Genomic DNA, 25904 nt, shown 5'->3' with positions numbered 1-25904 from the left:
TTCCTTGTGCGTCTTCTGTTCAATAAAGTAACAAAAATTTTTGCGTTTGGGTAAGAAAATTACGGAATAAGCCATAATAATATTGTCGAAAACCATAAAAAACAGCACCCAAGGGTGCCGTTTGTAATCAAATAACAGAAAGTACCTTTCTTTTTTCGATTAATCTTCGATTTTTGCACCTTCGGGTGTGCCGGTAATAACCACATCTGCACCACGAGCAGCAAATAGGCCATTTGTCACAACACCGACGATCGCATTAATGGTCTCTTCTAACGCTTTTGCGTCAGTAATGCTTAGGCCGTGCACATCTAGAATGTCACACCCGTTATCAGTTAGAACGCCTTCACGGTAGATAGGGTTGCCGCCTAACTTAGTTAACTCGCGTGCCACGTGATCGCGAGCCATTGGGATCACTTCAACAGGAAGAGGGAATTTACCCAACACGTCAACGGCTTTAGTGCCATCAACGATACAAATGAATTTCTCAGAGATTGCTGCAACGATTTTTTCACGAGTTAGTGCTGCGCCGCCGCCCTTGATCATATCTCGGCTTGCATTGATTTCATCTGCGCCATCAACGTAGACATCCAGTTTTTCTACATCGTTACAATCAAAAACTTCAATGCCCAGTTCAAGAAGCTTTTCCGTTGATGCGACAGAGCTTGACACCGTACCTTTAATATCACCTTTAATCGAACCAAGAGCATCGATGAAGTGATTAACCGTAGAGCCTGTACCTACGCCAACAATACTGCCTTTTTCTACATATTTTAGCGCTGCCCAACCGGCTGCTTTTTTCATTTCATCTTGAGTCATGCTCATCTCCTACGAGTTGCTGATACGAATAGGTATAGCGATTAGTTAACTGGATTTTTCGGCGCGATTATAACGGTATTGGACTAAGATTCCCATTGCCATACTTTGCTTGGGGTCACTATTTTCGGTAGTGGTACATCCCACGTTTCACTTGGTAAGTTTTCTATGTGCTGACAGTCATGAGCAAGGCCAACCGGTTTCGCTCCCTGTTTGTCTTTAAACCAGGTGGCTAAAGTACGATCATAATAGCCGCCGCCCATACCGAGCCGCTGTCCGCTAGAATCAAATGCGACTAAAGGGGTACAGATAAGATCCAATTCTGCAACAGGCTTGATTAAGGTTTGGTTGAGTTGAGGCTCTACAATCTGATACTTATTTAGCGTCATGGGAGTTGCTGGCGTGTAGTGCAAAAAGAGTAAATGGCCCTTTGAGAAAGGGTGTAACACCGGCAAGTAGACAGATTTCCCTTGTGACCACAGCCACTCTATTAATGGTGTTGTATTCACTTCACCGTCGGTAGAGAGATATAAAGCAATATGGGTACTGCTTGAGAGTTCAGAAATCGTGGAGAACTGCTTGATGAGGTCAAGCCCAGCTTGATGTTGAGTATCAGAGAGTAACTGATTACGTTTTTCTCGGATCTGTGAACGTATCGCTTGTCGAGATAAGGTCATATTTCCGCCTAATTTTAGCGGGTATCGAAGAGGATACCCCAGAGTGCCGTTGAGGATTGTGGCCCTTGAACCATCTGGTTCAAGGCGGGTCAGCAAGGTTGACCGTAGGCTTCTCGATACGAGCCGAGCTTGCTCAATAGTCAGCGAATACTAACCCTAGGGTATTGCTTATCGGCTCAGGGACTTAAATCCTGCTGACGCACACTCCAGGGTAAATAGGGTAACAGCTTAAACTAACGCGTTTATCTGTATGGCAAAGTTACTGTGCTTCTCGAGTTATTGTGGTTAATTAGTTACTTCGATTTTTCAGTTACTTGGCTTAATGCATCATCAAGTGATGCCGAAAGAAGTTCTATTCTCTCTGTAAGTTTAGTTTGCTGAGACTGATCATCTAAATTTTTACTATGTAATTCATAGCAAATATTGAGAGCAGCAAACGTTAGCAGCTGAACTTCATTGGTCACTTTCGTACGTTCTGCTAACTCAGTCAAGCGGTTATCAAGATCTCTGGCTGCATGTTGCAATGACTCTTCTTGTCCATCGGGACAATTGACCCGAGTTAGCTTGCCTAAAATTTTAACGTCTACCGCTTGATTACTCATTATGGTTCAACTCTACTTTCGCAATATAAGGATCACGCAGTTAAGGGATCTCGCAATTTACGATGGTAGTAATGAATGTCACCACCGAGTCGGAAACTATAGAAAAAGCATCCATAATATTCAAGCTTTTCCCGTAACCGTTAAGAAAAACGAGTGCTAAGAACACAGATATTGGACAAATTGTCTAAAAGCCAACCATATTCGTATCATCGCCATTTTCGCTCTGTAGAGTGAGATGTTAGGATATCGAATAATCTAAAGAAATTGGTTTTTATCATGAGTGAATTAACACTACCTAAATATCTATCTAGTGCGACAGAGTTGCAGTCTGCTGCTCTAGCTGTCAATCCTTCTGAATTACACGGCTTGCTTACAGGGATGCTAAGTGGCGGGTTAGCGTTAAATGATAAAAGCTGGCAGCCGCTAATTTTTGATTACACCAATGAAGGGATGGGTTGGCCTGATCGTGCTCTACTTATCGCCCAACAGGTTTTTGATGTAACGTCAAAAGAGCTAACAGGTACCGACCTAGAACTCTCAATGCTTTTGCCTGATGAAGAAGCCAGTGCGACGGTATTTGACTTAGCCGATGGTGTAGCTGATTGGATCAATCATTTTATTTCAGGGCTTGGTCTGGCAGGAGCAAAGCTTAAAAAGTCCTCATCAGATGCCAAAGAAGCATTGGCTGATTTAGAAGAGATGGCCAAATTGGGCATCGATGAAGAAGATGACATTGAAGAGCAGGCTCTATTGTTAGAGCAGGTGATTGAGCATGTGAAAGCGTGTGTATTAACCATTCATGCAGAATTTGGTGCTAAAGCTGACAATGCTGCTGAAAAGCCAACACTTCATTAAACTTAGCAGTGAGTGACCAATAAAGTGGACAGAGATCAAGCAGGTAAGCAAAAAGCTGGGCCAACAAAAAGCTACGATGTGATTATAGCGGGCGGTGCGATGGCTGGGGCTACATTAGCGTTAGCGTTAACACAGCATAGTGGAAAAACACTATCCATCGCCGTTGTTGAATCGTACCAAGCCGATCATCAATCTCACCCCGGTTTTGACTCCCGTTCTATTGCACTCTCTGCTGGTACGGTTGAAATATTAAAGCGGTTTAAGCTTTGGGATGCGGTAAGCTCTGTTGCGACGCCTATTAATCATATTCATGTCTCTGATCGTTCTCATCTAGGGATGACGGATATTTATAATCATGAGCTTAATGTTGATGCTTTAGGTTATGTGGTCGAACTGGCGGACATTGGCCAAATTTATCAATCTAAGATGTTAGCTGAAGCTAATATTGAATTGTTGTGCCCGAACTCGGTATCACAGGTCGATAGAGATATTGATAAAGTATCGGTCATCCTCTCTAGTGGTTTGTCTATTCAAGGTAAGCTTTTGGTTGCGGCCGATGGTGCGATGTCTACCTGTTGTCAGAAAATTGGTTTGGATTTAGATGAGCATGATTTTAATCAGTCTGCAGTCATAGCTAATATTGTCACCAGTGAAGAGCATCATGGTCGAGCTTTTGAGCGCTTTACTGAGAACGGCCCTCTTGCTCTTTTACCAATGAGTGACAAGCGACTTTCTTTGGTGTGGTGTTTACCACCTGAGCGTGCCGAGCAAGTACTATCGTTAGGTGACGATGCGTTTTTACACCAGTTACAGCAAGACTTTGGCTGGCGCTTAGGGCAGTTTTTAAAAGTGGGTAGTCGAGCCAGTTACCCCCTTCTTTTGCGTAGCCGACAAAAAAATATTTCTCATCGCTTTGCAATAGTGGGTAATGCAGCCCAAACTTTACATCCGATAGCAGGGCAGGGCTTTAATCTCGGTATTCGAGATGTCGCCAGTTTAGCGGAAGAAATTGTGTGCTCAGGTAGTGAAGATGTGGGACGTTACGAAATATTGATGGCGTTTTCTAAGCGTCGTCAAGAGGACCGCGACAGTACTATTTCAATCACATCACAATTGGTGCACGCATTTTCAAATGACTTACTCACGATGAGAATTGGTCGTAATTTAGCGTTAGTGGCAATGGATAACCTTCCTATTTTGAAAATGCCATTATTACGAAGAACTTTGGGTATCGTTCAACGATAGCTTTAAACAACGATAACTATTAAAAGGTATTAAGACATGATGCAAAGCGTCGATATCGCTATTGTTGGTGGTGGAATGGTTGGTTTAACTCTTGCTGCCGCCTTTAAAGATACAGATTTGCGAATAGCCATTATTGAAGGGTACTCTCCTGATCCTGCCTTACATGAACTGCCGGATGTCAGAGTGTCTGCGCTGAGCCGTTCAAGTGAAACTATTTTAAAGAATGTAGGTGCTTGGCAAGGCATTGAGCAGCGCCGCTTGTCACCTTATGTTGGAATGGAAGTCTGGGAGCAAGACAGTTTTGCTCGTATCGAATTTGAAGCACAGCAACATGCTCAACCTAACTTAGGTCATATTGTTGAAAATCGTGTTATTCAGCTATCCCTACTAGAGAAAGTGAAGCAGCAATCCAATGTCTCGTTGTTCATGCCCAATACGTGTTTGAGTATCGCAGTGGGAGAGAGCGAAGCGTGGTTATCACTGGATAATGGTCAGTCTTTAACTGCAAAGCTTGTTGTTGGTGCTGATGGTGCAAACTCTTGGGTAAGAAATCAACTCGATATCCCATTGACGCATTGGGATTATGGACACAGTGCCGTTGTTGCGAACATCAAGACAACAGAACCACATCAAATGATTGCTCGTCAGGTGTTCACACCATTAGGCCCATTGGCGTTTCTTCCGATGTCCGATCCTAATATGAGCTCGATTGTTTGGTCGACAGATCCAAACCGTGCCGAGCAATTAGTTAATATGCCTGATGGTGAATTTAATAACTCTTTAACGGCTGAATTCGATAATCGATTGGGATTATGTAAAGTCGTTGGTGAGCGATCTGCTTTCCCTTTGAAGATGCGTTACGCACGTGATTTTGCTCTAGATAGAGTCGCGCTTGTCGGTGATGCTGCTCATACTATTCATCCTTTAGCCGGGCAGGGAGTCAACCTTGGATTGCTTGATGCTGCGAGTTTGGCGCAAGAAGTTAATCAGCTATGGCGACAAGGTGAGGATATAGGCAGTAAACGTAACTTACGCAGTTACGAGCGATGGCGTAAAGCAGAAGCGGCTAAAATGATAGCGTCGATGCAAGGATTTAAAGATCTCTTTGAAGGTGATAATCCAGCGAAGAAACTGATTCGTGGCATTGGGATGAAGCTAACGGGTCAGATCCCAGGGGCTAAGGATGAAATTATGAAGAGAGCACTTGGGCTTAAAGGCAACTTACCTGAGCTGGCAAAAACGACGAACAGTGTTGTCGCTTAGATAAATTTATTCCTCGCATGAAAAAGGGTTGGCAATATACCAACCCTTACAATTCTTTTAAGCCTTACTTTCCATTATCTTTAAGCGTATGCGCAACGCAATTTTTTTACTTCGTTATTCACTTCTTTTACCGCTTGGAAGTGTCGATTATCTGCGCGATCAGGCAATATCAGTTTACCGTTGTCAAATTCAAATTTTCCTACACCGTAGATGTAGATTTTCCCTTTAAAAAGCCGACTAATGTGTTTAGCAATCATACTTGGCGTATAGCGCTTAAACAGTCTCATATAATTATATCCTTATGGTTCTTCCTAGCACCGCGAATTATATAAATCCCCCACTAATATTGTTGTGATAAGACGAGGGGATTATGCAGATTTAACTAACGTATTTGGATATTTGTGCTGCTCTGAGCAGATATTAAGATAAATATCTGACTTAGCGTGATGAACTCCTCAAAGTTAATGTAAGCCTGATTTTTTGCTGCTCAATTCTTCCACGTATAGTGTTGGAAAATTGTGACATTTTTAAGAATAGCGTGATTATTTTGAATTGTGTTAATTTTTTGTAAGCATAAGTGTAATAAAACATAACGGTAGCTGATAGACAGACAAAAAAATGCCCGTAACATGAAGTACGGGCGAATAGTCACAGATGCATTACACAAAAAAGTGGATGTCCTAGAACAATCAGTGGATTCACTTTTTTTGTTGGAGAAGGATCTCAGCAAACATAAGGCCTGCTTTAACATTAACCAACAGAACTACTTTACTGTAAAAAACTATTTGTGACTATTTATGTCTTCGTAATGAATAATAATTCCTAGTGGTGTGATGTTAACTTCGAGGATGATCACAACAATATGTAATAGTGTCTCTTTGTTAATTAATTAATGCGACAAATAGAGGCAATAGTGGGGTGACAAAGAGAGACAAGCTCATCGCTTTGTAAAGCGATACCAAGCATTGAGTGGCCACTACTGATGGTGACTGTTGCCTCATTGAGTAGTTGTGAGTCAAATACAATAGGCATTGAGGTAACGAGTAGTAGCGGAGTCACAGTACCGGGTTGATACCCTGTAATGGATACTATTTCGTTAAGTCCAACACATGTCATTCTTCGGCACTTTAGGATGGCTCGAACTTTTTTAGGATCAACACTCTGATCTCCGGGAACACAGGCGAGCGCATATTGATTTCCCATATCTCGTAAGAGAATGCTTTTAACCATCTGTGCTGGTCGCACACCCCGCTGCAACGCGGTCTCTTCAATGGTAATCGTTGCGCGCTCTTGAGGCAGCAAATAATAATTAACTTGCTGCGCATCAAGATACTGTGTAACAGGCGTTATGAGTGTTTTACTCATCATCTAATGAATATGGAAGAGCTTGAAGTGTCCAAGCCTGATCGGGTTGGCTAGAAAGTCGAAATTGAGTATCACTTTCTAGATCTTTCGATAAGATAATAAGCCCAATAGCTTGACCGTTTTCAAACTGATAATGAGCAAGAAGTTCACCAGCTGAACGCCAGTTTTCTCCTACCGCTCTCTCTAGCGTGATGGATTCAAGTTCAGATAGATCTTCAGACGCTGTCCCTGATACGATATACATTGCACGCTTGTTCATTCCACGATATTTCGCTCGTGCTACGGTCTCTTGTCCTGTGTAGCAGCCTTTCGTGAAGCTTATGCCATCATGAGCCTGTAAGTTCAGCGCTTGCGGAATATGTGCTTGTTGTAGGGCTTTATCGACAAATGGGATTGCTGATTCAATATCAAAGCGAGTCCATAGTTCTTCAGTTACTTTGACCGCTTCGCTACTTCCTACTAAGTCACTTGCCGCAGTGGGTGTTACGAGTAATAACCAACGTTTAGCATCGATTTTAATAGCCGTGCCGCCTTGGATCTTTCTAACGTCTCCGCTGTCACTGCTTAATGAGTCTACCCATGTTTGAGCTTGATCACCGATTGCACCTAACGCAATATCTTGGCCTTGTTGAATATCGACCTTGGCAAAAATCGCGTATTTCTTTAGTTCGGTTAATTCAGTTTCAATGGCGCTGCTTGGCTGAAACATGGCATAGCCATCGTTGTGGTGAAACAAACGAAACACAGTCCAAACTTTGCCTTTAGCATCGCAGTGCGCACCAAAGGTTGATTGGTCGTTGCCTAAGGTGACGACATCACAGGTCACTTGCCCCTGTAAATAGGACTTTTTGTCATCACCGGTCATGGTGATAGCACCCCAAGAGTTAAGGTGAGTTAACATCAGTGATGGAAGCGAAGCCTCTGGAGAGGTTGAAAGTGCGCTAAATTGTTGCTGCCAGTCCATACGATAGTCCTAAATACAATGATTAGAGGTGTTATACCGCTATGGTAATCGTTAATCCTTATTGAATTCAAGGTGTGGATTTTTTTCATTCAAGGTAGCGGACTGTGACTGGGATAGTAGTTGTCGTTTCTATGGGTTGATACACTCACGGTCAGTGAATACAAAGTAGGAAACCATTCATGTACACCAAAGAACAAAAAGCACGTGTTAAGTGGGCATGCCGCCGTGGAATGCTAGAGCTAGATGTAGTAATTATGCCTTTTTTTGAAGAGTGTTTTGAATCATTAAGCAGTAATGAACAGCAAGACTTTGTTTCACTGCTTGAGAGCGACGACCCTGATCTGTTTACTTGGGTAATGGGACATGGTCGCAGTGAAAATTTAGGTCACGCATCAATGGTCGATAAAATTGTCGCACATAACCTCTCAAAGGTTCGTTAGCACATCGGCTAAACCCTCTATTTATTCCCGCATCATTAATATCACTCTGTTGTTATTGATGGTGTGGTTTTTAGTTGTCTCTTCACTCCCGCTTGTTGTTACCCCAATATTACTCATCTCATTATTTATCTTATTTTTCCAATCTGGATTTTTACCCGCTTCTTTGACTGGCGCATTTGGTATAACAGATGAAGGCATATTGGAGTATCAAAATGAAAAGTATCCACTCAGTCATGTGGTTCTAAATATAACGTTTATCGGTGTGATAATTTGTTTGTCGGATAAGCAGCGGTTTTTCTTATGGAGAGATAGCGTTCCCGATGATGAGTATCGAAAACTATTAGTGAAAATGAGAGCATTAAACGGCAGTTAAGATCATCGCTGCTGATAATATAAAAGGCGTTAATAAAAAAGGAGCGTGCATTGCATCACTCCTTAACTATTTTTCGTTACTCAAAATGCTGAGGTTAAAGCATTTTCTTTGGGTCTAAGATGGTTGGACCGCTGTCTTCAGCCAATTCTGGATAATCTAAGGTGTAGTGAAGCCCACGACTCTCTTTACGTTGCATCGCGCAGCGAACCATCAACTCAGCGACTTGTAGTAGGTTTCTTAGCTCTAACAGATTGTTAGATACTCGGAAGTGGCTGTAGTAGTCAAACGTCTCTTGTTGAAGCAGTTGAATTCGGCGCAGGGCTCGCTCTAAGCGTTTATCCGTACGCACAATGCCCATGTAATCCCACATAAATAGGCGTAATTCGTGCCAGTTATGTTGTATGACGACTTCTTCATCGGAATTACTCACTTGGCTTTCATCCCAAGCGGGTAGAGTTGGTGGTAACTCAGCATCCTTGACTAGATTAACGATCTCTTTAGCTGCAGACCAAGCGTAAACGACGCATTCCAATAGAGAGTTAGAAGCCATTCGATTCGCACCATGCAGGCCTGTGTAGCTAACCTCACCGATGGCGTATAACTGAGATAAATCGGTTTTACCGAACTGGTCTACAATGACTCCCCCACAGGTATAATGCGCTGCTGGGACAATTGGAATCGCTTCCTTAGTCATATCAATACCAAGATCTTGTAGGCGCGAATGAATAGTCGGGAAGTGTTTTTCAATGAACTCTGCGGGCTTGTGACTGATATCGAGATACATACAATCTGCGCCTAATCGCTTCATTTCAAAGTCGATAGCACGTGCGACGACATCACGGGGTGCTAGTTCACCGCGCTCATCAAAATCTTTCATGAAGCGAGTGCCATCTGGGCGTAGAAGATACGCGCCTTCACCACGAAGTGCTTCCGTAAGTAGAAAGTTTCTTGCTTCAGGGTGAAATAAGCAGGTTGGATGGAATTGATTGAACTCTAAGTTCGCTACTCGACAGCCTGCACGCCATGCCATCGCAATGCCATCACCAGAAGATACATCTGGGTTAGATGTATATTGATATACCTTAGAGGCGCCGCCGGTCGCGAGAACAACAAATTTACTGCGAACTGTTTCAACGTGTTCTTTATTTCGGTTCCAAATGTACGCACCAACAATCTTATTAGCATCACCACCGATTTTATCTTCGGTAATAAGATCGAGCGTATTATGGCGTTCAAAAATTTCAATATTAGGGTGGTTTTGAACATTGGTCTGCAAAGATGCCTGCATTGCCATACCCGTTGCGTCTGCAGCGTGTAGTATGCGGCGATGGCTATGACCACCTTCACGGGTCAGGTGATAACGAGGTTTTTCGTCGCTATCATCTTCTTCTCGATCAAAGGGTACGCCACCATCAATCAGCCACTGAACACATTCTCTAGCGTTTTCAGCGATGAATCGAACGGTCTCTTCTTCACAGATCCCTGCACCAGCAATTTGCGTATCTTGTACGTGAGATTCAATACTGTCAGATTCATCGAATACTGCAGCAATCCCTCCCTGAGCATAATAGGTCGCGCCTTCACTAAGAGGCCCCTTACTCAGTACAATTACTTTTCCATGCTCAGCAACACGCAAGGCCAAAGATAAACCCGCTGCGCCACTTCCTACCACTAATACATCACATTGATGTTCACGGTTTGCGTTCATAAAGCTATTAAAATCCCGGACTGTAAGAGTCATCCAACTCTAACGTAAATGCGCTAAAAAGCGCCATATTTGAGATATCTTATCACTACATCCAATGCAATTCCTTGTAAATGCGATTGCAATTGATGTACATCAGCTTCAGAATTCAAAGCTGAATAAGTGATGAGCACATCACACTGTAAAATATTATTGGTCATTATTTTTTGAAAGTTTTGAACTTTCCTTTTATTACTTAGTCACAATAGTGCTCATGTAGACAGTGGTGTCAATACTGCAATGTGCATCATTAATACTCATATCTGTGAGGATAAGAGTAAATAACAATAGGAGTACACGCTCGAATGAACGAGCAGCTAACCGATCAAGTCTTGATTGAGCGAGTTCAGAGTGGAGATAAGCAAGCATTCAATCTGTTGGTATTGCGGTACCAAAACAAAGTTTGCAATCTTATTTCTCGGTATGTGAGCAATTCCGGAGATGTAGCTGATGTTGCCCAAGAGGCGTTCATCAAAGCGTATCGAGCGTTACCGACCTTTCGTGGAGAGAGTGCGTTCTATACTTGGTTATATCGTATTGCTGTTAATACTGCTAAAAATCACATTGTTGCGCAGAGCCGAAGACCGCCAGCCACCGATGTTGATGCAGAAGACGCTGAATATTACGAAACAGGTAGTGCATTAAAAGAAATATCGAACCCTGAGAACTTAACGTTGTCCAACGAATTGAAACAAGTAGTTTTTAGCGCGATTGAAGCACTACCAGAAGATTTAAAAACCGCGATGACTTTGCGAGAGCTTGATGGCTTAAGCTATGAAGAGATCGCAGTTGTAATGGATTGCCCCGTAGGAACGATACGCTCGCGTATTTTCCGTGCTCGTGAAGCGGTGGAAAAGAAAATAAACCCTCTTTTGCAGCGCTAGTACTAGTAATTAAATGGTGAAAATAATGGCTGACCAAGAAAAACTTTCAGCACTCATGGATGGAGAAGTTGTCGATAAGGCTCTGATTTCAGAGATCGAACTTGACCAAGAGTCTCTAGATACCTGGAAAAATTATCATTTAATTGGTGATGTGATGCGTGGTGACACGCCGAAGGTAGCAGAGTGGAATATCGCTGAGAGTGTTGCATTAGCTCTAGAAGACGAGCCAGCGCATAGCTTAATTAACAGTAACAGTGCTCTTAAAGAGAAGGTTCTTGAAGAGAATGTTTCAGAGTTAGCGACACGCAGAATCGAATCGCAGCCAACCCCTGCTCAGGCGAAGCGCCAGTTGCCAGAGTGGTTGTCTCAATTTGGACAAGTCGCGGTTGCCGCGTGTGTCTCACTAGCTGTGATATTGGGTGTACAGCAATATGGTGGTGCGGAATCATCGTCGATTGATCAACTTCCAGTGTTACAAACTATTCCGTTATCAGGCAGCGTTGAGCCTGTTAGCTTAAGCCGCGAGTCGGTAGAAAAACCAAATCAAAATGTGAATGTTCAAGAACAGCGTCGCCGTGTAAACGCAATGCTTCTTGACTACGAACTTCAGCTAAGGTTGAACAGCGAACAGTCAGGTAGCGACACTATTGAATCGGTAATTGAATGAAAAAAATCCTGATCAGTGCTCTGACACTGCTCAGTTTGAATGTACATAGTGCCTTTGCAGAGCCATCGCCTGCAGAGGCTTTATTACATCAAATGAATGAAGCAAGTCAGCAGCTCAGTTATGAACTCTCTTATATCCTAATTAAGAAAAATAGCATTGAACCTTTGCTATACCGTCACGCTCGAAGTGAATCTCAGCAACTTGCACATCTTATCTATTTAAGTGGCCCTGTTCGTGAAGTTATTCGTCGCGGGGATGAAGTGAGCTACATCGAGCCGGGGGTTGAACCTTTTACCATTGAATCTGGAAAAATGGTCGCTCCGACAATACCTCTCTTGAATACCAATGTTGATCATTTAAGTGAAAACTACGACTTCATTACCGTTGGCCGAGCGAGAGAAGCCGGAACGGCTTGTCAGGTTATTCGAGTTGTCCCTAAAGATGGCCTGCGATATTCGTATGTATTGTGGGTGGATGAAAAAAGTAATTTACCGCTTCGAGCAGACTTAGTTGATCGAGATGGTGAAGTATTAGAGCAGTATCGAACTATTTCTTACTCCATCAATGATCAAATTGAAGGGGTACTGAGTGGCCTTAATGAAGTTCAATTACCTGAAGTGTTGTCTCTTCCTAAAGGTAATGTCAAAGAGGCCATTTGGAATGTCGGTTGGATTCCTGTGGGCTTTGAACCTAAAGAACTGAATCGCTATCGAATGGCAGTGACTGATCGCATGGTTGAGAGCCAAATGTATTCGGATGGTTTGTTTAGCTTCTCTGTGTATGTCTCAGAGAGCGATGACAATTCACTGAAAGGTCAATTGGTACGCCAAGGGCGCAGAACATTGCATAGCTTTGTTAAAGGCAGCTCTGAAATATCAATCGTAGGTGATATTCCACCGGCTACTGCTAAGCGTATCGCTCAATCAATATCGTTTGATAAGGTTAGCCTTGATGAGAGTAAGGCTACTACTCAATGATGACAGCATTAGCAACGGTTGCGGCAGTTCATCGTCGCAACAGCGAATATGTTCTCGATCTCAGCTGTGAGCAGAAGACAAGCTGCTCAAGTTGCGCTTCTCAAAAAAGCTGCGGTACTGGTATTGTCAGTAAAGCGGTAGGAGCCAAATCCCTTTTTTGGAGTGTTGTTAGCCCAAAACCGATCAGTGAAGGTCAAGTGGTTGAGATTGGCTTTCCTGAAAAAACACTGCTGCAATCTGCGGTAACAGTTTACATACTCCCACTTGCCTTTTTGATGCTTGGTGCCATTTTAGCCCAATGGTTACTTGTGCCTTATTTTGAACTTGGTGAGCTAAGCGTTATTGTTAGCGCCTTCTTAAGTGCTTTTGTCGGATTTAAAATCGCAAAACGTATCGCATCTAAATTGGAACAAGCCTCTGCGCAGCAAGTGATTTTGTTGCGAGTACTGGGTGAGCCTATTATCCAAAGCTCAAATAAGGGTGCGAATTGAGTAGAAATTGGGTAGAATCTGCCAACTTGATTGAAACGCAGCCTTAGGCCGCTTTCATTTTATTCCCTTTTTGCAACGAGTTTAGTCACCCCAAGCCTATGAAGCACATTCGTAATTTTTCGATTATCGCCCATATCGACCACGGTAAGTCGACCCTATCTGACCGTCTAATCCAAGTTTGTGGTGGATTAAGCGAACGTGAAATGGACGCTCAAGTTTTAGATTCAATGGATATAGAGCGTGAACGTGGTATCACCATTAAAGCTCAGAGTGTGACACTCGACTATAAAGCTAAAGATGGCGAAACATATCAGCTTAACTTTATCGATACTCCTGGACACGTAGACTTTTCATACGAAGTATCTCGCTCTCTAGCAGCGTGTGAAGGCGCGTTATTGGTTGTTGATGCTGGTCAGGGTGTTGAAGCTCAGACTCTAGCGAACTGTTACACCGCGATTGAGATGGATTTGGAAGTTGTGCCAATCTTAAACAAGATTGACTTACCAGCGGCTGATCCAGAGCGCGTAGCGGAAGAGATCGAAGAAATTGTTGGTATCGATGCGATGGAAGCAACGCGTTGTTCAGCAAAGACTGGTCTTGGTGTTGATGACGTTCTAGAAACGATTGTTAAGCAGATCCCACCACCAGAAGGCTATCCTGAAGCGCCAACTCAAGCGCTTATTATCGATTCATGGTTTGATAACTACCTTGGCGTTGTTTCTTTGGTACGTATTAAAAACGGTACATTAAAGAAAAACGATAAGATCAAGGTAATGAGTACTGATCAAGTTTGGGGCATTGACCGCATTGGTATCTTTACACCAAAACAGATCGATACAGACGTACTGCAAACCGGCGAAGTAGGCTGGGTTGTTTGTGGTATTAAAGACATTCTTGGTGCTCCTGTTGGCGATACCTTAACGCTAGCAAAAGGCGGCAGTGAAGAGCGCTTACCGGGTTTCCAAAAAGTAAAACCTCAGGTTTATGCGGGTCTGTTCCCTGTCTCTTCCGATGACTACGAAAACTTCCGCGACGCTCTAGGCAAACTTAGCCTTAATGATGCGTCACTGTTTTACGAGCCAGAAAGCTCTGCGGCACTTGGCTTTGGTTTCCGTTGTGGTTTCCTTGGTATGCTGCACATGGAAATTATCCAAGAGCGTCTAGAGCGTGAATACGATCTTGACCTGATCACGACAGCGCCGACAGTAGTTTATGAAGTTGAACTAAATAAAGGCGAGATCATTTATGTAGATAGCCCGTCAAAGCTACCTGCTGTTAACGATCTAGAAGAGATTCGTGAGCCAATCGCTCGTTGTAACATCTTAGTGCCTGCTGATTACCTAGGTAATGTTATTACGCTTTGTATAGAAAAGCGTGGCATCCAAGTAGACATGGTTTATCACGGTAACCAAGTTGCATTAACGTACGACATTCCAATGTCAGAAGTTGTTTTAGACTTCTTTGACCGCTTGAAATCAACCTCTCGTGGTTACGCGTCATTAGACTATAACTTCCACCGCTATGAGCCATCAAACATGGTTCGTGTAGATGTATTAATTAATGGTGACAGAGTTGACGCACTAGCGATCATTACTCACCACGCTAATGCACAAGGTCGTGGTCGTCTATTGGTTGAGAAGATGAAAGAGTTCATCCCTCGTCAGATGTTCGACATTGCGATCCAAGCGGCTATTGGTGCACACATTATTGCTCGCTCTACCGTTAAGCAGTTACGTAAAAACGTAATCGCAAAATGTTACGGTGGCGATATTAGCCGTAAGAAGAAACTGTTGAAGAAACAGAAAGAAGGTAAGAAGCGTATGAAGCAGATCGGTAACGTTGAGCTTCCTCAAGAAGCATTCTTGGCCATTCTTCATATTGGTAAAGATTAATACCTCTATACACGCCGCTTTATTCAAGTGGGCTGTTTAGAAGTAACACTATTAAGTGAAAGGGTTTCGGCTCTTTCACTTTCGTATTTTTAGATAAGGGAAGCTAATGGCAAATACATTTTCACTGATTCTTGTCATCGTAACACTGATTACTGGTGTGGTATGGGCATTGGAAAAATGGGTTTGGGCTAAAAAACGTCAGCAGAAAATAGCTGATGTTGAAGCAGAAACTAATGGTTTAGACGCTGCAACGATCGAAAAAATGCAGACTCAGCCTTGGTGGATTGAGAATAGTGTATCTATCTTCCCTGTTATCGCTTTTGTTCTTGTATTGCGTTCTTTTATCTACGAACCGTTTCAGATTCCATCTGGCTCGATGATGCCAACGCTGTTGGTGGGTGACTTTATCTTAGTTGAGAAGTATGCGTACGGAATTAAAGACCCCGTATGGCGTAGTCAACTTGTAGAGACGGGTAAACCGGAACGTGGTGATGTTGCGGTATTTAAGTACCCGCCACAGCCTAACATTGACTACATCAAACGTGTTGTCGGTATGCCGGGTGACACCGTTCGTTACAACGGAAAGAAAGAGATTTGTATCCAACCACAAGGTGAGCGCAGCTGTAAGCCTGTGCATTTATCCAATGTGGAAGAGAGTGAATTCTCTCAAAACGGTATCCCTTTGATTCAACTTGATGAAAAACTGGGTCCTGTAAAACATCAAATTTTGGTTAATCCACTACGTCAAGATCGCCGTGAAGCTTATGAGCCTCGCAGTGGTGTCGGTGAGTGGATTGTTCCACAAGGTCAGTACTTTGTAATGGGTGATAACCGTGACAACAGTGCTGATAGCCGTTACTGGGGCTTTGTTCCAGAAGCAAATCTAGTCGGAAAAGCCGTAGGCATTTGGATTAGTTTTGAATTTGAACGTAGTGAAGATAGTGTCCTGCCTTCATGGATCCCAACCGGCGTACGATTCAGTCGTGTCGGTGGTATTAACTAGTCCAGTGTGAGCTGGACCTAAACAAACGAGAGAGTATGAATTCTCCTATTGAAAAGCTACAAAAAAAGATCGGTTATCAGTTTAATGATGCCGATCATTTAGATTTAGCATTAACACACAGAAGTGCTCACGGTAAGCACAACGAACGTCTTGAGTTTCTGGGCGATTCAATTTTAAGTTTTGTAATAGCCGATGATCTTTATCATCGTTTTCCTAAGGTAAACGAAGGCGACATGAGTCGTATGCGCGCTACCTTAGTTCGAGGTCATACACTGGCAGAACTCGGCCGTGAATTTGAACTTGGAGATTACTTAAAATTAGGTCCAGGTGAGTTGAAGAGTGGTGGTTTTCGCCGTGACTCTATTCTCGCTGATGCAGTAGAAGCTATTATTGGGGCTGTTTATTTAGATAGCGACACTGAAATGGTTCGTAAGATTATTTTAAGCTGGTATAAAACTCGCTTAGATGCAATCGAACCGGGTGTTTCGCAAAAAGATCCTAAAACTCGCCTGCAAGAATTTCTTCAAGGTAGAAGAAAGCCACTCCCTGTCTACACAGTGACTAATATTAAAGGTGAAGCACACAACCAAGAGTTTACGGTATCGTGTGATGTGGCAGGCCTAGGACAGCCTGTTATTGGAAAAGGTACTAGTCGTCGCAAAGCAGAACAAGCGGCCGCTGGAACAGCTTTAGAGCTGGTAACCGATAGTGGAAAATAAACCAATGGCTGATAACGAATTCGATCTTGATGCGTATTTTGCATCAAGCAACAAACCTAGCACTCCTGAGAATCATCACTGTGGCTTTGTCGCCATTGTTGGTCGTCCGAATGTAGGTAAATCAACGCTGCTGAACCATATTTTGGGGCAGAAAATCTCCATCACCTCTCGTAAGCCACAGACGACTCGTCACCGCATTATGGGTGTTGAAACTGAAGGCGATTATCAAGCAATCTTTGTCGATACCCCAGGGCTTCACATCGAAGAGAAACGTGCGATTAACCGTTTGATGAACCGTGCGGCTAACAGTTCGCTTAGTGATGTTAACTTGGTGTTTTTCCTTGTTGATGGTACCCATTGGACCGAAGACGACGAAATGGTATTGAACAAATTAAGAAAAGCAGACTACCCTGTCGTGCTGTGTATTAATAAAGTTGATAACGTTCAAGATCGTAATGACGTGATGCAACATATGATGAAAGTCTCTTCAAAAATGGACTTCCTCGATGTTGTGCCAATTTCTGCCAAGCTAGGTAAAAATGTGGACGTATTGCGCAAGCACGTACGCGATCATTTACCAAAAGCGAAACACCATTTCCCTGAAGAGTACGTAACTGATCGTTCTCAACGTTTCATGGCTTCTGAAATTATTCGTGAAAAGCTGATGCGTTTTACGGGTGATGAATTGCCATATTCAGTAACCGTTGAAATTGAGCGTTTTGATTACAATCCAGATAATGATGGCTTCCATATAAATGCACTTATTTGGGTTGAGCGTACTGGTCAGAAAAAAATGGTTATCGGTAAAGCGGGCGAAAAACTCAAAACTATCGGCCGTGAAGCGCGTCTCGATATGGAAGAGTTGTTCGGTCGTAAAGTGTATTTAGAAACATGGGTAAAAGTGAAATCTGGTTGGGCTGATGACGAACGTGCACTGCGTTCGTTGGGCTACATCGACGATCTATAACGAGATTTGTTTTTGCTAGATAAAAGAGAGAGTATTAACTCTCTCTTTTTGTATCTTTAATAGGGTGGCAGTATGAGTGAAGGATTACAGCGATGCTTTGTATTACATCGACGCCCTTACAGTGAATCAAGCCTAATCCTCGATGTCTTCAGCGAAGAGTACGGTCGCATTACCCTTATGTCTAAAGGTGCCCGTAGTAAACGCTCTAACCTTAAAGGTGCGTTGCAACCCTTTACGCCATTACTTTTAAAGTGGTCGGGTAACAGCTCGATGAAAACACTGCGCCAAGCTGAGCCAATCAGCTTAGGCCTGCCTCTGACTGGAATAAATCTCTATTCTGCGATGTATGTGAATGAGCTTGTCGGTCGGGTGCTCGTTGCCGAAGTCGCAATGCCTTCTCTATTTCATGATTATCTACATGCTCTGACTGAGCTTGCCCAGTGTGATAACCCAGAACCCGCCCTCAGACGCTTTGAATTAGCACTGCTTGCCGCGCTTGGATATGGGGTAGACTTTATCCACTGCGCAGGGACTGGCGAGCCTGTTGAGCCTGATATGACGTATCGTTATCGAGAGCAACAAGGCTTCATTGCTTCGGTTAGAAAAGATCACTATTCATTTGCCGGAAATGAGCTGATTGCGATCAGTGAGCGCAGATTCACCACTAAGGACCAGTTAAAAGCAGCAAAACGCTTTACACGCATGGCATTAAAGCCTTATCTTGGCGGCAAACCATTAAAAAGCAGGGAACTGTTCTTACCTAGAATAGGCATTCCCAAAGTACGGAGTATTGGAAAATGAGCTCAATTTACCTTGGGGTAAACATCGATCATGTCGCTACCTTACGTAATGCGCGTGGCACTAAGTACCCAGACCCTGTTCATGCCGCTGAAATAGCAGAAAGAGCAGGTGCTGATGGCATTACTATCCATCTACGTGAAGACCGTCGTCATATCGTTGATCGTGATGTAAGAGTCCTACGTGAAACACTACAAACACGTATGAACCTTGAAATGGCAGTAACCGATGAAATGGTTAATATCGCTTTAGAAACACGCCCTGAGTTTGTTTGTTTAGTTCCAGAAAAGCGTGAAGAGTTAACAACCGAAGGCGGCTTAGATGTTGTTGGTCAGCTTGATAAAATTAAAGCGGCCACGGAAAAAATGGCTGAAGTTGGTATTAAGGTATCTCTGTTTATCGATGCTGATCGTCAGCAAATAGATGCTGCTAAAGCATCGGGTGCGCCTTTTATTGAGCTGCACACTGGTCAATATGCGGAAGCAAAAACAGAAGAAGACCAGCAAGATGAGCTGAAGAAAATTGCCGCTGCTGCGAGCTATGCAAATGATCTTGGTATTGTTGTGAATGCAGGCCATGGTTTGACGTATCATAATGTTGCGCCAATCGCTGCTCTACCAGAGATTTATGAGTTGAATATTGGCCACTCCATTATGGGTCGAGCAATGTTTGATGGCTTGCAGAAATCTGTTGCTGATATGAAAGCGATCATGCAAGAAGCAAGAGGCTAATACCTATGTCCATTCTTGGTTTAGGTACCGATATCGCCGAGATTGAACGCATTGAAAAAGCACTCTCCCGTTCGGGGGAGGCTTTTGCTAAGCGAATTTTGACTGTTGATGAGATGGATATTTATAACAGTTTAAAACAGAAAGGACGATTTTTAGCGAAACGATTCGCAGCAAAAGAAGCGGCATCAAAAGCCTTAGGGACAGGCATTGCCCAAGGTATTTCATTTCAAGATTTCAATATCAGTAACGATGTGCATGGTAAACCGATATTGTCCTTTTCTAACAAAGCATTAGAGTTATCTACTCATATGGGTGTCGTCAACATTCATCTGACAATTTCTGATGAGCGTCATTATGCAGTGGCGACTGTGCTACTTGAGTCCTAATATTAACGTTATAAAGTTATTCTGAGTAGGCAATCCTTGACGCTATCGCAATAATAATAAAGGCTTAATCGATGTAATCCGTAACGAATTGTCTGGTCTTCTCCTATTTGGGAGTTTGCCTTAATGCGCAATCGGCATCTTAATTGTTTTTTCTTATTATTATCTAGCCTTCTACCAATGGCTTCATGGTCAAGTGATGCCCATATTTCAGGTTTTGGTACTGTTGCGTATAGCTATGAATCGGAAGATGATATTGGCTTCATGCGCGATCTTTCGCATCCATATGATCCCTCTGTTAATGGCTCTTGGTTATCGGACTCTCGATTTGGTCTTCAGTTTGATTATTCGATTAATAATCAATGGAGAACTGCACTGCAGATCATTGCTAAAGATCGTTCTAGTGAGGAGTGGGGTGATGTATTAGAGATCGCGTTTTTGGGTTATCAGCCAAACGAGAGTTGGGATTTTCGAGTGGGGCGCGTTGCACCTGATGCATTCTGGGCAACAGAAACGCGTAATATCGATTATGGCCATAATTGGGTACGTCCACCGTTAGAAGTTTATTCATGGCTGGCATTTCAATCGGTGGATGGCATCGATGTTTTGTATCACACCTATATCTCTAACATTGATTGGTATTTTGGTTCCCAGTTTGGAGTTATTCATACGAATGTAGAGTCTTCTTCTGGAGATTTGATTAAAACGACAGGTTCTCCGCTAATGAGCTTGTCGGTAAAAGCTGTATGGGGTGAATGGCGAATCAGAACTGCATTAATTTACACCCCCGATTTATCCTCATCCTTGTCACCATCAAGTTCAACACAAGCAGCGATTGATTCGCTCAATGGTGTCGCTGCTATAAATTTTTCCCCTGAAATCACTGAAGAAGCCAGTTCACTGGCTAGCGCGCTCTCTATCGAAGATGAAGGGGTGCTCTATGCCCAGCTTGGCTTAGAGTACTTTACTGGTGATTGGCTAGTGTCGAGTGAGGTTGTCTCTATCCAATCTGAACACGGCCAAGTGATCATACCGTCAGGCATCGGCAGCTATTTATCTGTTGCTTACTATAACAATGGCTGGACTCCCTATGTTATCGCTTCTATGTTCTCCCCTGATATTGGCCCACAAAAAGCCAAATCAGATTGGGGGACAGTTGGCCCTAGTCTTTCTGGCTTACAAAATACGATCATCAACAATATTAACAGTAGCCGTGTTGACCAACATACGCTGTCGGTTGGTATTCGTTGGGATGTCATGAGTAATATCGCGATAAAGGCGCAAGTCGACTTCATCGAAATTGCACCTAATGGCTATGGTTTGTGGGCGAACGAAACATCTCTTAATTCAATGGAAACCAAGCTTGAATTATATACGTTATCACTGAACTTTATTTTTTAAGGAGGGAGTATGAAACTACTATTATTACTAATATTCATTACTTTCTCTTCATTTGTGAGAGCGGATATTTATGTTGTGGTGAGTCAAGATAGCCATATCGAGAGCATTTCTAAAAGTGAGCTTGCAGCACTGTATTTAGGACGTCAACGACCCGTTAATAATGACATTCGCCTCAACCCGCTCGATCGAGGGGGGGAGATCCGGGCGAACTTTTTTGAGTCAATTACCAATATGTCGGTTAATCAGGTTAACGCATATTGGGCTAAACTACGTTTCTCAGGCCGAGTACGACCGTTGGATAAATTTGATGACGTAGCGCTACTTGAACAAAAATTGCTTTCTAATCCTGCGAGTATTGGTTATTTAGAGGCTAATCCTGAGAATGAGCTTCTTAAAGTAGTTATGGTGATTCATGAATAGAGTCACCCGCTCCTTAACTAATCATCTATTATCAATTGTCGCTTTAAGTGCTATTGGCTATATGGTGATTGCGATGATCATTATCACAAGCCATGGGATGGTTACGCGTTATCAACAACAAGATGTCTTTAAAAGTAAGTTGGCATTAACGGTTTCCAATTCGGCTGCGATTGCTCTTTTTGCCAATAATCAGCAAATTGCTGACGAAGTATTAGATGCAATTCTGTTACATGAAGAGATGGAAGGAGCTCGAATTGTAAGTACTAAGGGCGCCACCTATGAAAAGTGTAAGGATGACTTAAAGATTGAACATTTTTGGGAGCAATCGTTTAGCGTTGATTTGTACTCACCGGTTGATGGCTCCGTGATTGGTTACATGCAGCTGCATGATAATGAAGAGTTTATTCGGCAAAAAATGATCAATGAGATCATCTATCAGATATCATTTCTACTCATTCAGTGGTTGGTGGTTTTCGTTGTTATCGTATTTGTTGTTAAGCAGGTGATTGGTGAGCCTTTAACTAATTTGGCCAGTGAATTACTTAATGTAATGCCTGGAAATCCGAGAAAAATAGAGCTCAATAAAAAAAACAGAAGTAACGAAATTGGTTTGGTGACTCGTAGCATTAACCAATTTGTCGAATCGACTAATAGCGCTCTAAAGCGTGAAAAATCCTTGAGATTAAAGGTCGAGGAGATGGAGCAGCATTACAGGCATATAGCGGAATTTGATAGCTTGACCCAACTAAAAAACCGCTTAGGCTGTGAACTTTTAATTTCTCAGTTGGATTCACCTTATATTGCATTGTTACTAATTGATCTTGATGGTTTTAAATCAGTGAATGATAGCTTTGGTCATGCTTCTGGGGATACTGTCTTAATTAAATTGGCGTTACGTTATAAGCAAGTGGTTGGAACAAAAGGGACAGTGGGTCGTATTGGTGGCGATGAATTTATCATCATCATACCTTTAGCTAGTGATGACAAGATTCCATTAAAAAAAGTAGCGACTCAATTGGTCAGTAGTAGTTGTGAAAAAGTACCGCTAACCAGCAAGCGAGAGGCAAAATTGGGGGCGAGTATTGGTATCAGTATTGTGTCTCGAGAAAACTGTACGTTGGAGTACCTCATGCATGAGGCTGATTTGGCCATGTATCACGTTAAGGATCATGGGAAAAATAATTACTTTTTCTACGATGCATTGGTTTCTCTCTCCTCTGATATCTAATAACCCTCAGCAGTATCGTTTCATAGTGATACCGCTGAGGGTTTAGAGTCGGGCTATTCTGACTCTTCCAAATAGAATTGAGCTGTAGCTAGAACCTTATCCATTTCATCTTGTAGCTCAAATAACTCAGGTTCAACATCTTCGATACTATTGCCAGAGCGAAGGGCTGTTTCTATGGCTGCACAAGCCTTTTTAAGCCTCGGTACGCCACAATAAGAGCAGCTACCATGAAGTTTGTGAACGTAATGAATCAGCTCCTCAGTATCCTCAGGTTCATTCTCAAGAGCATTATCAACATGTGCATTCACTTCTGGAATATAGCTAACCAGCATTGCAAGCATCTCTTTGGCCAAATCCTCTTTATTGGCGGCCTGCTTTAAGGCTGCTTGCCAATCAATGATGACAGTGTGATGCTCGCTTGAGCTCTCTTCCTGTTCAGTAACTTGGGTAAGATTGACCTGTTCTGACTGAGAAATATCGAGCTTTTCCACTTCACCATCTAGGGTGTGTGGATTCCAATGAACTAAAACCTGTTGTAACACATGCTCTTCAATTGGCTTGGTTAAGTAGTCATCCATCCCTGCGTTAAGAAGGCGATCTCTTTCTCCTGCCATAGCATGAGCGGTAACAGCGACAACAGGTGTATTAGTGTTGAGCTCGGTCTGTTTGATCTTATGGCAGGCTGTCACCCCATCCATATGAGGCATCTGGATATCCATTAATACGATATCAAAGGCGTGATTCTCTGCTTGTTGGACGGCATCTCGGCCATTGGTACAAGCAATGATACTTTCAACACGCTCCTGCAATAGAGCTGTGATGAGTTTAAGGTTTGCAGGGTTATCATCAACGGCCATTACTTTCAGCGGGAGTGTCTCATGATAAGACTCTTCAATTGCCGGGAGCAGTGTTGGAGGTTGATTCGCAATCATCATCTGAAGTAACTTTTTACGAGAGAGCGGTTTGGTAATACATTGAACTTGGTGAGCTTGAATTAGGTGATCTGAAAGCGCTAATTCAGTACTTGGTGTCCCTACAATAACGTTTGGTGAGACAGTTTTTGCTTTCTCTACCCATTCCCCTATAGCCTCAACAGAAGCATTTTTATTAGGCGCTAAATTGAGAATGACATAATCATAGCGTTCACTTTCATCAGGCATGGATGAGCGATAAGTGACGATTAAACCTTCTTGAATAAGCATCTGCTGTATAACCGAGGCTGCTTGCATATTTGGTTCAATAAGTAACAAGTGGCGTTGATCAAGCGCTTGAGAGTCAACTATCGGGCTGATTGGCATATCGGTAACGTGCATGCGCAGAGTGAACCAGAAGGTTGACCCTTGGTGCAAGCGGCTGGTCAAGCTTATCTCTCCGCCCATTTGACTGACCAGTTTCTGGGTAATAACAAGCCCAAGCCCTGTACCACCATAACGGCGAGATATGCTGGCATCAGCCTGACTAAACGCTTGGAACAGCTGAGCCTGTTGTCTTTCTGATATGCCAATTCCGGTGTCTCTCACCATAAATTGAAGCTCAACCATGTCATCTTTTTGCGAGCGCAGTTCAACGCTAATATCAATATTGCCACGCTCGGTAAACTTGATTGAGTTGCCGACAAGGTTGGTTAGTACTTGCTGAATACGTAGCGGATCACCAACTAAACCAACCGGTACTTTAGGGTCAATTTTTAGTGTCAGCTCCAAGCCTTTTTCGTGCGCTGTCGTTGCCTGCAAGCTCACCACTTCTTCAAGGCTGTCTTGGAATTCGAATGGAATATTCTCCAGTGCCAGCTTGCCAGCTTCCAGTTTAGAAAAGTCCAAAATGTCATTGATGATGCTAAGTAAGTTGTTGGCTGACTTCTCAATGGTTTGAAGGTAATCAGTTTGGCTATTGGTCAGTTGTGTTTTGAGCATCTGCCGAGTAAAGCCAATCACACCGTTCAGTGGTGTTCTTAACTCATGCGACATGTTGGCGAGAAACTCAGATTTTACCCGTGCCGCTTCTTGGGCGCGTTTTTTCGCAATATCTAACTCAACGTTTTGAATCTCTAGTTGTTCTAACGTTTCACGAAGATCGGAGGTAGCCTGATCGATACTGTGCTGCATTTCACTGTGGTAGGCAGAGAGAGACTCTGCCATGGCGTTAATTCCATTTCGTAGTGAATCCAGTTCGCCATGCATTTTCCCTTCGATACGCACATCAATATGGCCGCGACGAATGCGCTGAATCATATTTTTCATATGTTCGATTGGGCGGGTCACATCATGCATTAAACGCATAGCAAAAATAGCGGAAAGCCCAAGACCAAGTAGCAATACTAATACGGAAAGAACGATCTCTTGATATTGCTGAAGGCGAAGCGAAGAGAGATCAAGTTCAATCGCAATGTAGCCGAAGGCTTGGCTTTCTCCTTCCGTTTCAGTCGCAATAGCTAAGCGAGATTCTGGTAAAATAGGCGTTCTCAATATCAGCGAGTTTTCATCAATTTGCGATGAACCATAGAGGGGAATCGGTTGAGCTTTAGGAAAAGTGAGAGATTCAAAGTTTGGGTGAAAGTTCGAGGTTACAAAGAGCTCATGTTTAGAATCGAAAACCGCGATACTACGAACGAATTTAGAATTTTTTCGGTGAGAGTAACTGATCAAGCGTCGAACCGCCTCATGGCTCTGATTTTTCATGCCATCTTCACTAGCAATTGCCAGCGGCTCAATGATATTTAACCCAGAATTAATTACTTGCGCTTCGAGGTCATGGTAGCGGTTATAAGAGAAGAAGCTACTCAGTAACAAGCCAATTATAAGGGTTGGCGCTAAAGTAAGGGTAATAACTCGCGCACGTAAGCCATATCTAGTCATTATTATCTAAACATCGTGGGTTGGATATGGGAAAATAACCCGCTAAGCGAATTATTAAGTGAATCACTTAGCTTAATCAAGTCGACGCGTTTCGACAATATACCCAGTGATAAATAGTGATACTGGGAGTAAATTAATCAGCAAGCA

Annotated in this window: 27 protein-coding genes and 1 other RNA gene; 19 read left to right on the top strand and 9 right to left on the bottom strand. The window is 43.0% G+C overall.

The window, feature by feature from the left end; all coding sequences use genetic code 11:
• Positions 1-159: 159 nt before the first annotated feature.
• The 4 genes from rpiA to L4C54_RS18980 form a co-directional block, all read right to left on the bottom strand.
• Positions 160-816, bottom strand: coding sequence for a ribose-5-phosphate isomerase RpiA (gene rpiA, locus L4C54_RS18995; RefSeq protein ID WP_428803165.1), 657 nt, complete (start codon positions 814-816; stop codon positions 160-162).
• 83 nt (positions 817-899) lie between these two features.
• Entirely contained in the window at positions 900-1490 is a 591-nt protein-coding gene (locus L4C54_RS18990) for a 5-formyltetrahydrofolate cyclo-ligase (protein WP_428809371.1), read from the bottom strand.
• A 31-nt stretch (positions 1491-1521) separates the two neighbouring features.
• Positions 1522-1706, bottom strand: a non-coding RNA gene (gene ssrS / locus L4C54_RS18985) — 6S RNA.
• Positions 1707-1783: 77 nt separating this feature from the next.
• The gene (locus L4C54_RS18980) at positions 1784-2092 is read right to left on the bottom strand and encodes a cell division protein ZapA (protein ID WP_428809370.1); all 309 of its coding nucleotides are present in this window, start codon (positions 2090-2092) and stop codon (positions 1784-1786) included.
• 276 nt (positions 2093-2368) lie between these two features.
• Here L4C54_RS18980 and L4C54_RS18975 point away from each other — a divergent pair, with 276 nt between their 5' ends.
• The 3 genes from L4C54_RS18975 to L4C54_RS18965 are packed head-to-tail and all read left to right on the top strand — an operon-like array spanning position 2369 to position 5455.
• Positions 2369-2947 carry a YecA/YgfB family protein gene (locus tag L4C54_RS18975; protein WP_428803168.1) on the top strand — a complete coding sequence of 193 codons (579 nt, stop codon included), beginning with the start codon at positions 2369-2371 and terminating at the stop codon, positions 2945-2947.
• A gap of 12 nt (positions 2948-2959) precedes the next feature.
• Positions 2960-4192: a 2-octaprenyl-6-methoxyphenyl hydroxylase gene (ubiH, locus tag L4C54_RS18970; RefSeq protein WP_428809369.1), complete on the top strand. Its 1233-nt coding sequence runs from the start codon at positions 2960-2962 to the stop codon at positions 4190-4192.
• Positions 4193-4228: 36 nt separating this feature from the next.
• Positions 4229-5455 (top strand): FAD-dependent 2-octaprenylphenol hydroxylase, encoded by a 1227-nt coding sequence (locus tag L4C54_RS18965; protein WP_428809368.1) that lies wholly within the window; start codon positions 4229-4231, stop codon positions 5453-5455.
• A gap of 80 nt (positions 5456-5535) precedes the next feature.
• Here the strand turns inward: L4C54_RS18965 and L4C54_RS18960 are convergent, their stop codons facing one another.
• The 3 genes from L4C54_RS18960 to ygfZ all read right to left on the bottom strand — a co-directional run bounded on the left by L4C54_RS18960 (position 5536) and on the right by ygfZ (position 7784).
• Positions 5536-5742 (bottom strand): DUF1107 domain-containing protein, encoded by a 207-nt coding sequence (locus L4C54_RS18960; protein WP_428809367.1) that lies wholly within the window; start codon positions 5740-5742, stop codon positions 5536-5538.
• A 598-nt stretch (positions 5743-6340) separates the two neighbouring features.
• Positions 6341-6820: an aminoacyl-tRNA deacylase gene (locus L4C54_RS18955; protein ID WP_428809386.1), complete on the bottom strand. Its 480-nt coding sequence runs from the start codon at positions 6818-6820 to the stop codon at positions 6341-6343.
• Complete coding sequence (gene ygfZ / locus L4C54_RS18950) at positions 6813-7784, bottom strand: tRNA-modifying protein YgfZ (RefSeq protein WP_428809366.1); 972 nt, start codon at positions 7782-7784, stop codon at positions 6813-6815. Before ygfZ ends, L4C54_RS18955 begins: the two co-directional genes overlap by 8 nt.
• A 179-nt stretch (positions 7785-7963) precedes the next feature.
• Here ygfZ and L4C54_RS18945 point away from each other — a divergent pair, with 179 nt between their 5' ends.
• Positions 7964-8224, top strand: a complete 261-nt coding sequence (locus L4C54_RS18945) for an FAD assembly factor SdhE (protein WP_428803173.1) — start codon at positions 7964-7966, stop codon at positions 8222-8224.
• Positions 8193-8597 (top strand): protein YgfX, encoded by a 405-nt coding sequence (locus tag L4C54_RS18940; RefSeq protein ID WP_428809365.1) that lies wholly within the window; start codon positions 8193-8195, stop codon positions 8595-8597. Before L4C54_RS18945 ends, L4C54_RS18940 begins: the two co-directional genes overlap by 32 nt.
• 94 nt (positions 8598-8691) lie before the next feature.
• Here the strand turns inward: L4C54_RS18940 and nadB are convergent, their stop codons facing one another.
• Positions 8692-10305 carry an L-aspartate oxidase gene (gene nadB / locus L4C54_RS18935; RefSeq protein ID WP_428809364.1) on the bottom strand — a complete coding sequence of 538 codons (1614 nt, stop codon included), beginning with the start codon at positions 10303-10305 and terminating at the stop codon, positions 8692-8694.
• Positions 10306-10646: 341 nt separating this feature from the next.
• Here nadB and rpoE point away from each other — a divergent pair, with 341 nt between their 5' ends.
• From rpoE to L4C54_RS18865, 14 genes are all read left to right on the top strand, one after another.
• The gene (rpoE, locus tag L4C54_RS18930) at positions 10647-11225 is read left to right on the top strand and encodes an RNA polymerase sigma factor RpoE (protein ID WP_428803175.1); all 579 of its coding nucleotides are present in this window, start codon (positions 10647-10649) and stop codon (positions 11223-11225) included.
• 25 nt (positions 11226-11250) lie between these two features.
• Positions 11251-11892 carry an RseA family anti-sigma factor gene (locus L4C54_RS18925; protein ID WP_428803176.1) on the top strand — a complete coding sequence of 214 codons (642 nt, stop codon included), beginning with the start codon at positions 11251-11253 and terminating at the stop codon, positions 11890-11892.
• A complete protein-coding gene (gene rseB / locus L4C54_RS18920) occupies positions 11889-12869 on the top strand; it encodes a sigma-E factor regulatory protein RseB (protein WP_428803177.1) in 981 nt (326 codons plus the stop codon). Before L4C54_RS18925 ends, rseB begins: the two co-directional genes overlap by 4 nt.
• Positions 12866-13360 carry a SoxR reducing system RseC family protein gene (locus L4C54_RS18915; protein WP_428809363.1) on the top strand — a complete coding sequence of 165 codons (495 nt, stop codon included), beginning with the start codon at positions 12866-12868 and terminating at the stop codon, positions 13358-13360. Before rseB ends, L4C54_RS18915 begins: the two co-directional genes overlap by 4 nt.
• A gap of 98 nt (positions 13361-13458) precedes the next feature.
• Positions 13459-15252 carry a translation elongation factor 4 gene (gene lepA / locus L4C54_RS18910; protein ID WP_428809362.1) on the top strand — a complete coding sequence of 598 codons (1794 nt, stop codon included), beginning with the start codon at positions 13459-13461 and terminating at the stop codon, positions 15250-15252.
• Positions 15253-15358: 106 nt separating this feature from the next.
• Positions 15359-16255: a signal peptidase I gene (gene lepB, locus L4C54_RS18905; protein WP_428803180.1), complete on the top strand. Its 897-nt coding sequence runs from the start codon at positions 15359-15361 to the stop codon at positions 16253-16255.
• 35 nt (positions 16256-16290) lie between these two features.
• The gene (gene rnc / locus L4C54_RS18900; protein WP_428809361.1) at positions 16291-16974 is read left to right on the top strand and encodes a ribonuclease III; all 684 of its coding nucleotides are present in this window, start codon (positions 16291-16293) and stop codon (positions 16972-16974) included.
• 4 nt (positions 16975-16978) lie between these two features.
• The gene (era, locus tag L4C54_RS18895; RefSeq protein WP_428803182.1) at positions 16979-17941 is read left to right on the top strand and encodes a GTPase Era; all 963 of its coding nucleotides are present in this window, start codon (positions 16979-16981) and stop codon (positions 17939-17941) included.
• A gap of 72 nt (positions 17942-18013) precedes the next feature.
• Positions 18014-18742 (top strand): DNA repair protein RecO, encoded by a 729-nt coding sequence (gene recO, locus L4C54_RS18890; RefSeq protein ID WP_428809360.1) that lies wholly within the window; start codon positions 18014-18016, stop codon positions 18740-18742.
• Positions 18739-19470, top strand: coding sequence for a pyridoxine 5'-phosphate synthase (gene pdxJ / locus L4C54_RS18885; RefSeq protein WP_428809359.1), 732 nt, complete (start codon positions 18739-18741; stop codon positions 19468-19470). Before recO ends, pdxJ begins: the two co-directional genes overlap by 4 nt.
• Before the next feature lie 5 nt (positions 19471-19475).
• Entirely contained in the window at positions 19476-19856 is a 381-nt protein-coding gene (acpS, locus tag L4C54_RS18880) for a holo-ACP synthase (RefSeq protein WP_428809358.1), read from the top strand.
• A gap of 177 nt (positions 19857-20033) precedes the next feature.
• Positions 20034-21254: a hypothetical protein gene (locus L4C54_RS18875; protein ID WP_428809357.1), complete on the top strand. Its 1221-nt coding sequence runs from the start codon at positions 20034-20036 to the stop codon at positions 21252-21254.
• 9 nt (positions 21255-21263) lie between these two features.
• The gene (locus tag L4C54_RS18870) at positions 21264-21674 is read left to right on the top strand and encodes a hypothetical protein (protein WP_428809356.1); all 411 of its coding nucleotides are present in this window, start codon (positions 21264-21266) and stop codon (positions 21672-21674) included.
• Positions 21667-22902 carry a diguanylate cyclase domain-containing protein gene (locus tag L4C54_RS18865; RefSeq protein WP_428809355.1) on the top strand — a complete coding sequence of 412 codons (1236 nt, stop codon included), beginning with the start codon at positions 21667-21669 and terminating at the stop codon, positions 22900-22902. The genes L4C54_RS18870 and L4C54_RS18865 overlap by 8 nt, the downstream gene beginning before the upstream one ends.
• A gap of 53 nt (positions 22903-22955) precedes the next feature.
• Here the strand turns inward: L4C54_RS18865 and barA are convergent, their stop codons facing one another.
• Positions 22956-25757 (bottom strand): two-component sensor histidine kinase BarA, encoded by a 2802-nt coding sequence (gene barA, locus L4C54_RS18860; RefSeq protein WP_428809354.1) that lies wholly within the window; start codon positions 25755-25757, stop codon positions 22956-22958.
• Positions 25758-25904 lie beyond the last annotated feature (147 nt).

This window comes from Vibrio lamellibrachiae, from assembly GCF_050337265.1.
GTDB lineage: Bacteria > Pseudomonadota > Gammaproteobacteria > Enterobacterales > Vibrionaceae > Vibrio > Vibrio kyushuensis.
This window is presented reverse-complemented; position numbering and strand designations above follow the sequence as displayed.

What these genes read in the sequence shown, in the direction of transcription:
- L4C54_RS18990 (WP_428809371.1), bottom strand. Translation starts at nt 1,490, where the DNA reads ATGACCTTATCTCGACAAGCGATACGTTCACAGATCCGAGAAAAACGT.
- L4C54_RS18870 (WP_428809356.1), top strand. Translation starts at nt 21,264, where the DNA reads ATGAAACTACTATTATTACTAATATTCATTACTTTCTCTTCATTTGTG.
- L4C54_RS18945 (WP_428803173.1), top strand. Translation starts at nt 7,964, where the DNA reads ATGTACACCAAAGAACAAAAAGCACGTGTTAAGTGGGCATGCCGCCGT.
- acpS (WP_428809358.1), top strand. Translation starts at nt 19,476, where the DNA reads ATGTCCATTCTTGGTTTAGGTACCGATATCGCCGAGATTGAACGCATT.
- rpiA (WP_428803165.1), bottom strand. Translation starts at nt 816, where the DNA reads ATGACTCAAGATGAAATGAAAAAAGCAGCCGGTTGGGCAGCGCTAAAA.
- ygfZ (WP_428809366.1), bottom strand. Translation starts at nt 7,784, where the DNA reads ATGGACTGGCAGCAACAATTTAGCGCACTTTCAACCTCTCCAGAGGCT.
- lepA (WP_428809362.1), top strand. Translation starts at nt 13,459, where the DNA reads ATGAAGCACATTCGTAATTTTTCGATTATCGCCCATATCGACCACGGT.
- L4C54_RS18955 (WP_428809386.1), bottom strand. Translation starts at nt 6,820, where the DNA reads ATGAGTAAAACACTCATAACGCCTGTTACACAGTATCTTGATGCGCAG.
- L4C54_RS18915 (WP_428809363.1), top strand. Translation starts at nt 12,866, where the DNA reads ATGATGACAGCATTAGCAACGGTTGCGGCAGTTCATCGTCGCAACAGC.
- L4C54_RS18965 (WP_428809368.1), top strand. Translation starts at nt 4,229, where the DNA reads ATGATGCAAAGCGTCGATATCGCTATTGTTGGTGGTGGAATGGTTGGT.
- lepB (WP_428803180.1), top strand. Translation starts at nt 15,359, where the DNA reads ATGGCAAATACATTTTCACTGATTCTTGTCATCGTAACACTGATTACT.
- L4C54_RS18960 (WP_428809367.1), bottom strand. Translation starts at nt 5,742, where the DNA reads ATGAGACTGTTTAAGCGCTATACGCCAAGTATGATTGCTAAACACATT.
- rpoE (WP_428803175.1), top strand. Translation starts at nt 10,647, where the DNA reads ATGAACGAGCAGCTAACCGATCAAGTCTTGATTGAGCGAGTTCAGAGT.
- recO (WP_428809360.1), top strand. Translation starts at nt 18,014, where the DNA reads ATGAGTGAAGGATTACAGCGATGCTTTGTATTACATCGACGCCCTTAC.
- L4C54_RS18975 (WP_428803168.1), top strand. Translation starts at nt 2,369, where the DNA reads ATGAGTGAATTAACACTACCTAAATATCTATCTAGTGCGACAGAGTTG.
- L4C54_RS18875 (WP_428809357.1), top strand. Translation starts at nt 20,034, where the DNA reads ATGGCTTCATGGTCAAGTGATGCCCATATTTCAGGTTTTGGTACTGTT.
- L4C54_RS18865 (WP_428809355.1), top strand. Translation starts at nt 21,667, where the DNA reads ATGAATAGAGTCACCCGCTCCTTAACTAATCATCTATTATCAATTGTC.
- barA (WP_428809354.1), bottom strand. Translation starts at nt 25,757, where the DNA reads ATGACTAGATATGGCTTACGTGCGCGAGTTATTACCCTTACTTTAGCG.
- L4C54_RS18980 (WP_428809370.1), bottom strand. Translation starts at nt 2,092, where the DNA reads ATGAGTAATCAAGCGGTAGACGTTAAAATTTTAGGCAAGCTAACTCGG.
- pdxJ (WP_428809359.1), top strand. Translation starts at nt 18,739, where the DNA reads ATGAGCTCAATTTACCTTGGGGTAAACATCGATCATGTCGCTACCTTA.
- rseB (WP_428803177.1), top strand. Translation starts at nt 11,889, where the DNA reads ATGAAAAAAATCCTGATCAGTGCTCTGACACTGCTCAGTTTGAATGTA.
- nadB (WP_428809364.1), bottom strand. Translation starts at nt 10,305, where the DNA reads ATGAACGCAAACCGTGAACATCAATGTGATGTATTAGTGGTAGGAAGT.
- era (WP_428803182.1), top strand. Translation starts at nt 16,979, where the DNA reads ATGGCTGATAACGAATTCGATCTTGATGCGTATTTTGCATCAAGCAAC.
- rnc (WP_428809361.1), top strand. Translation starts at nt 16,291, where the DNA reads ATGAATTCTCCTATTGAAAAGCTACAAAAAAAGATCGGTTATCAGTTT.
- L4C54_RS18925 (WP_428803176.1), top strand. Translation starts at nt 11,251, where the DNA reads ATGGCTGACCAAGAAAAACTTTCAGCACTCATGGATGGAGAAGTTGTC.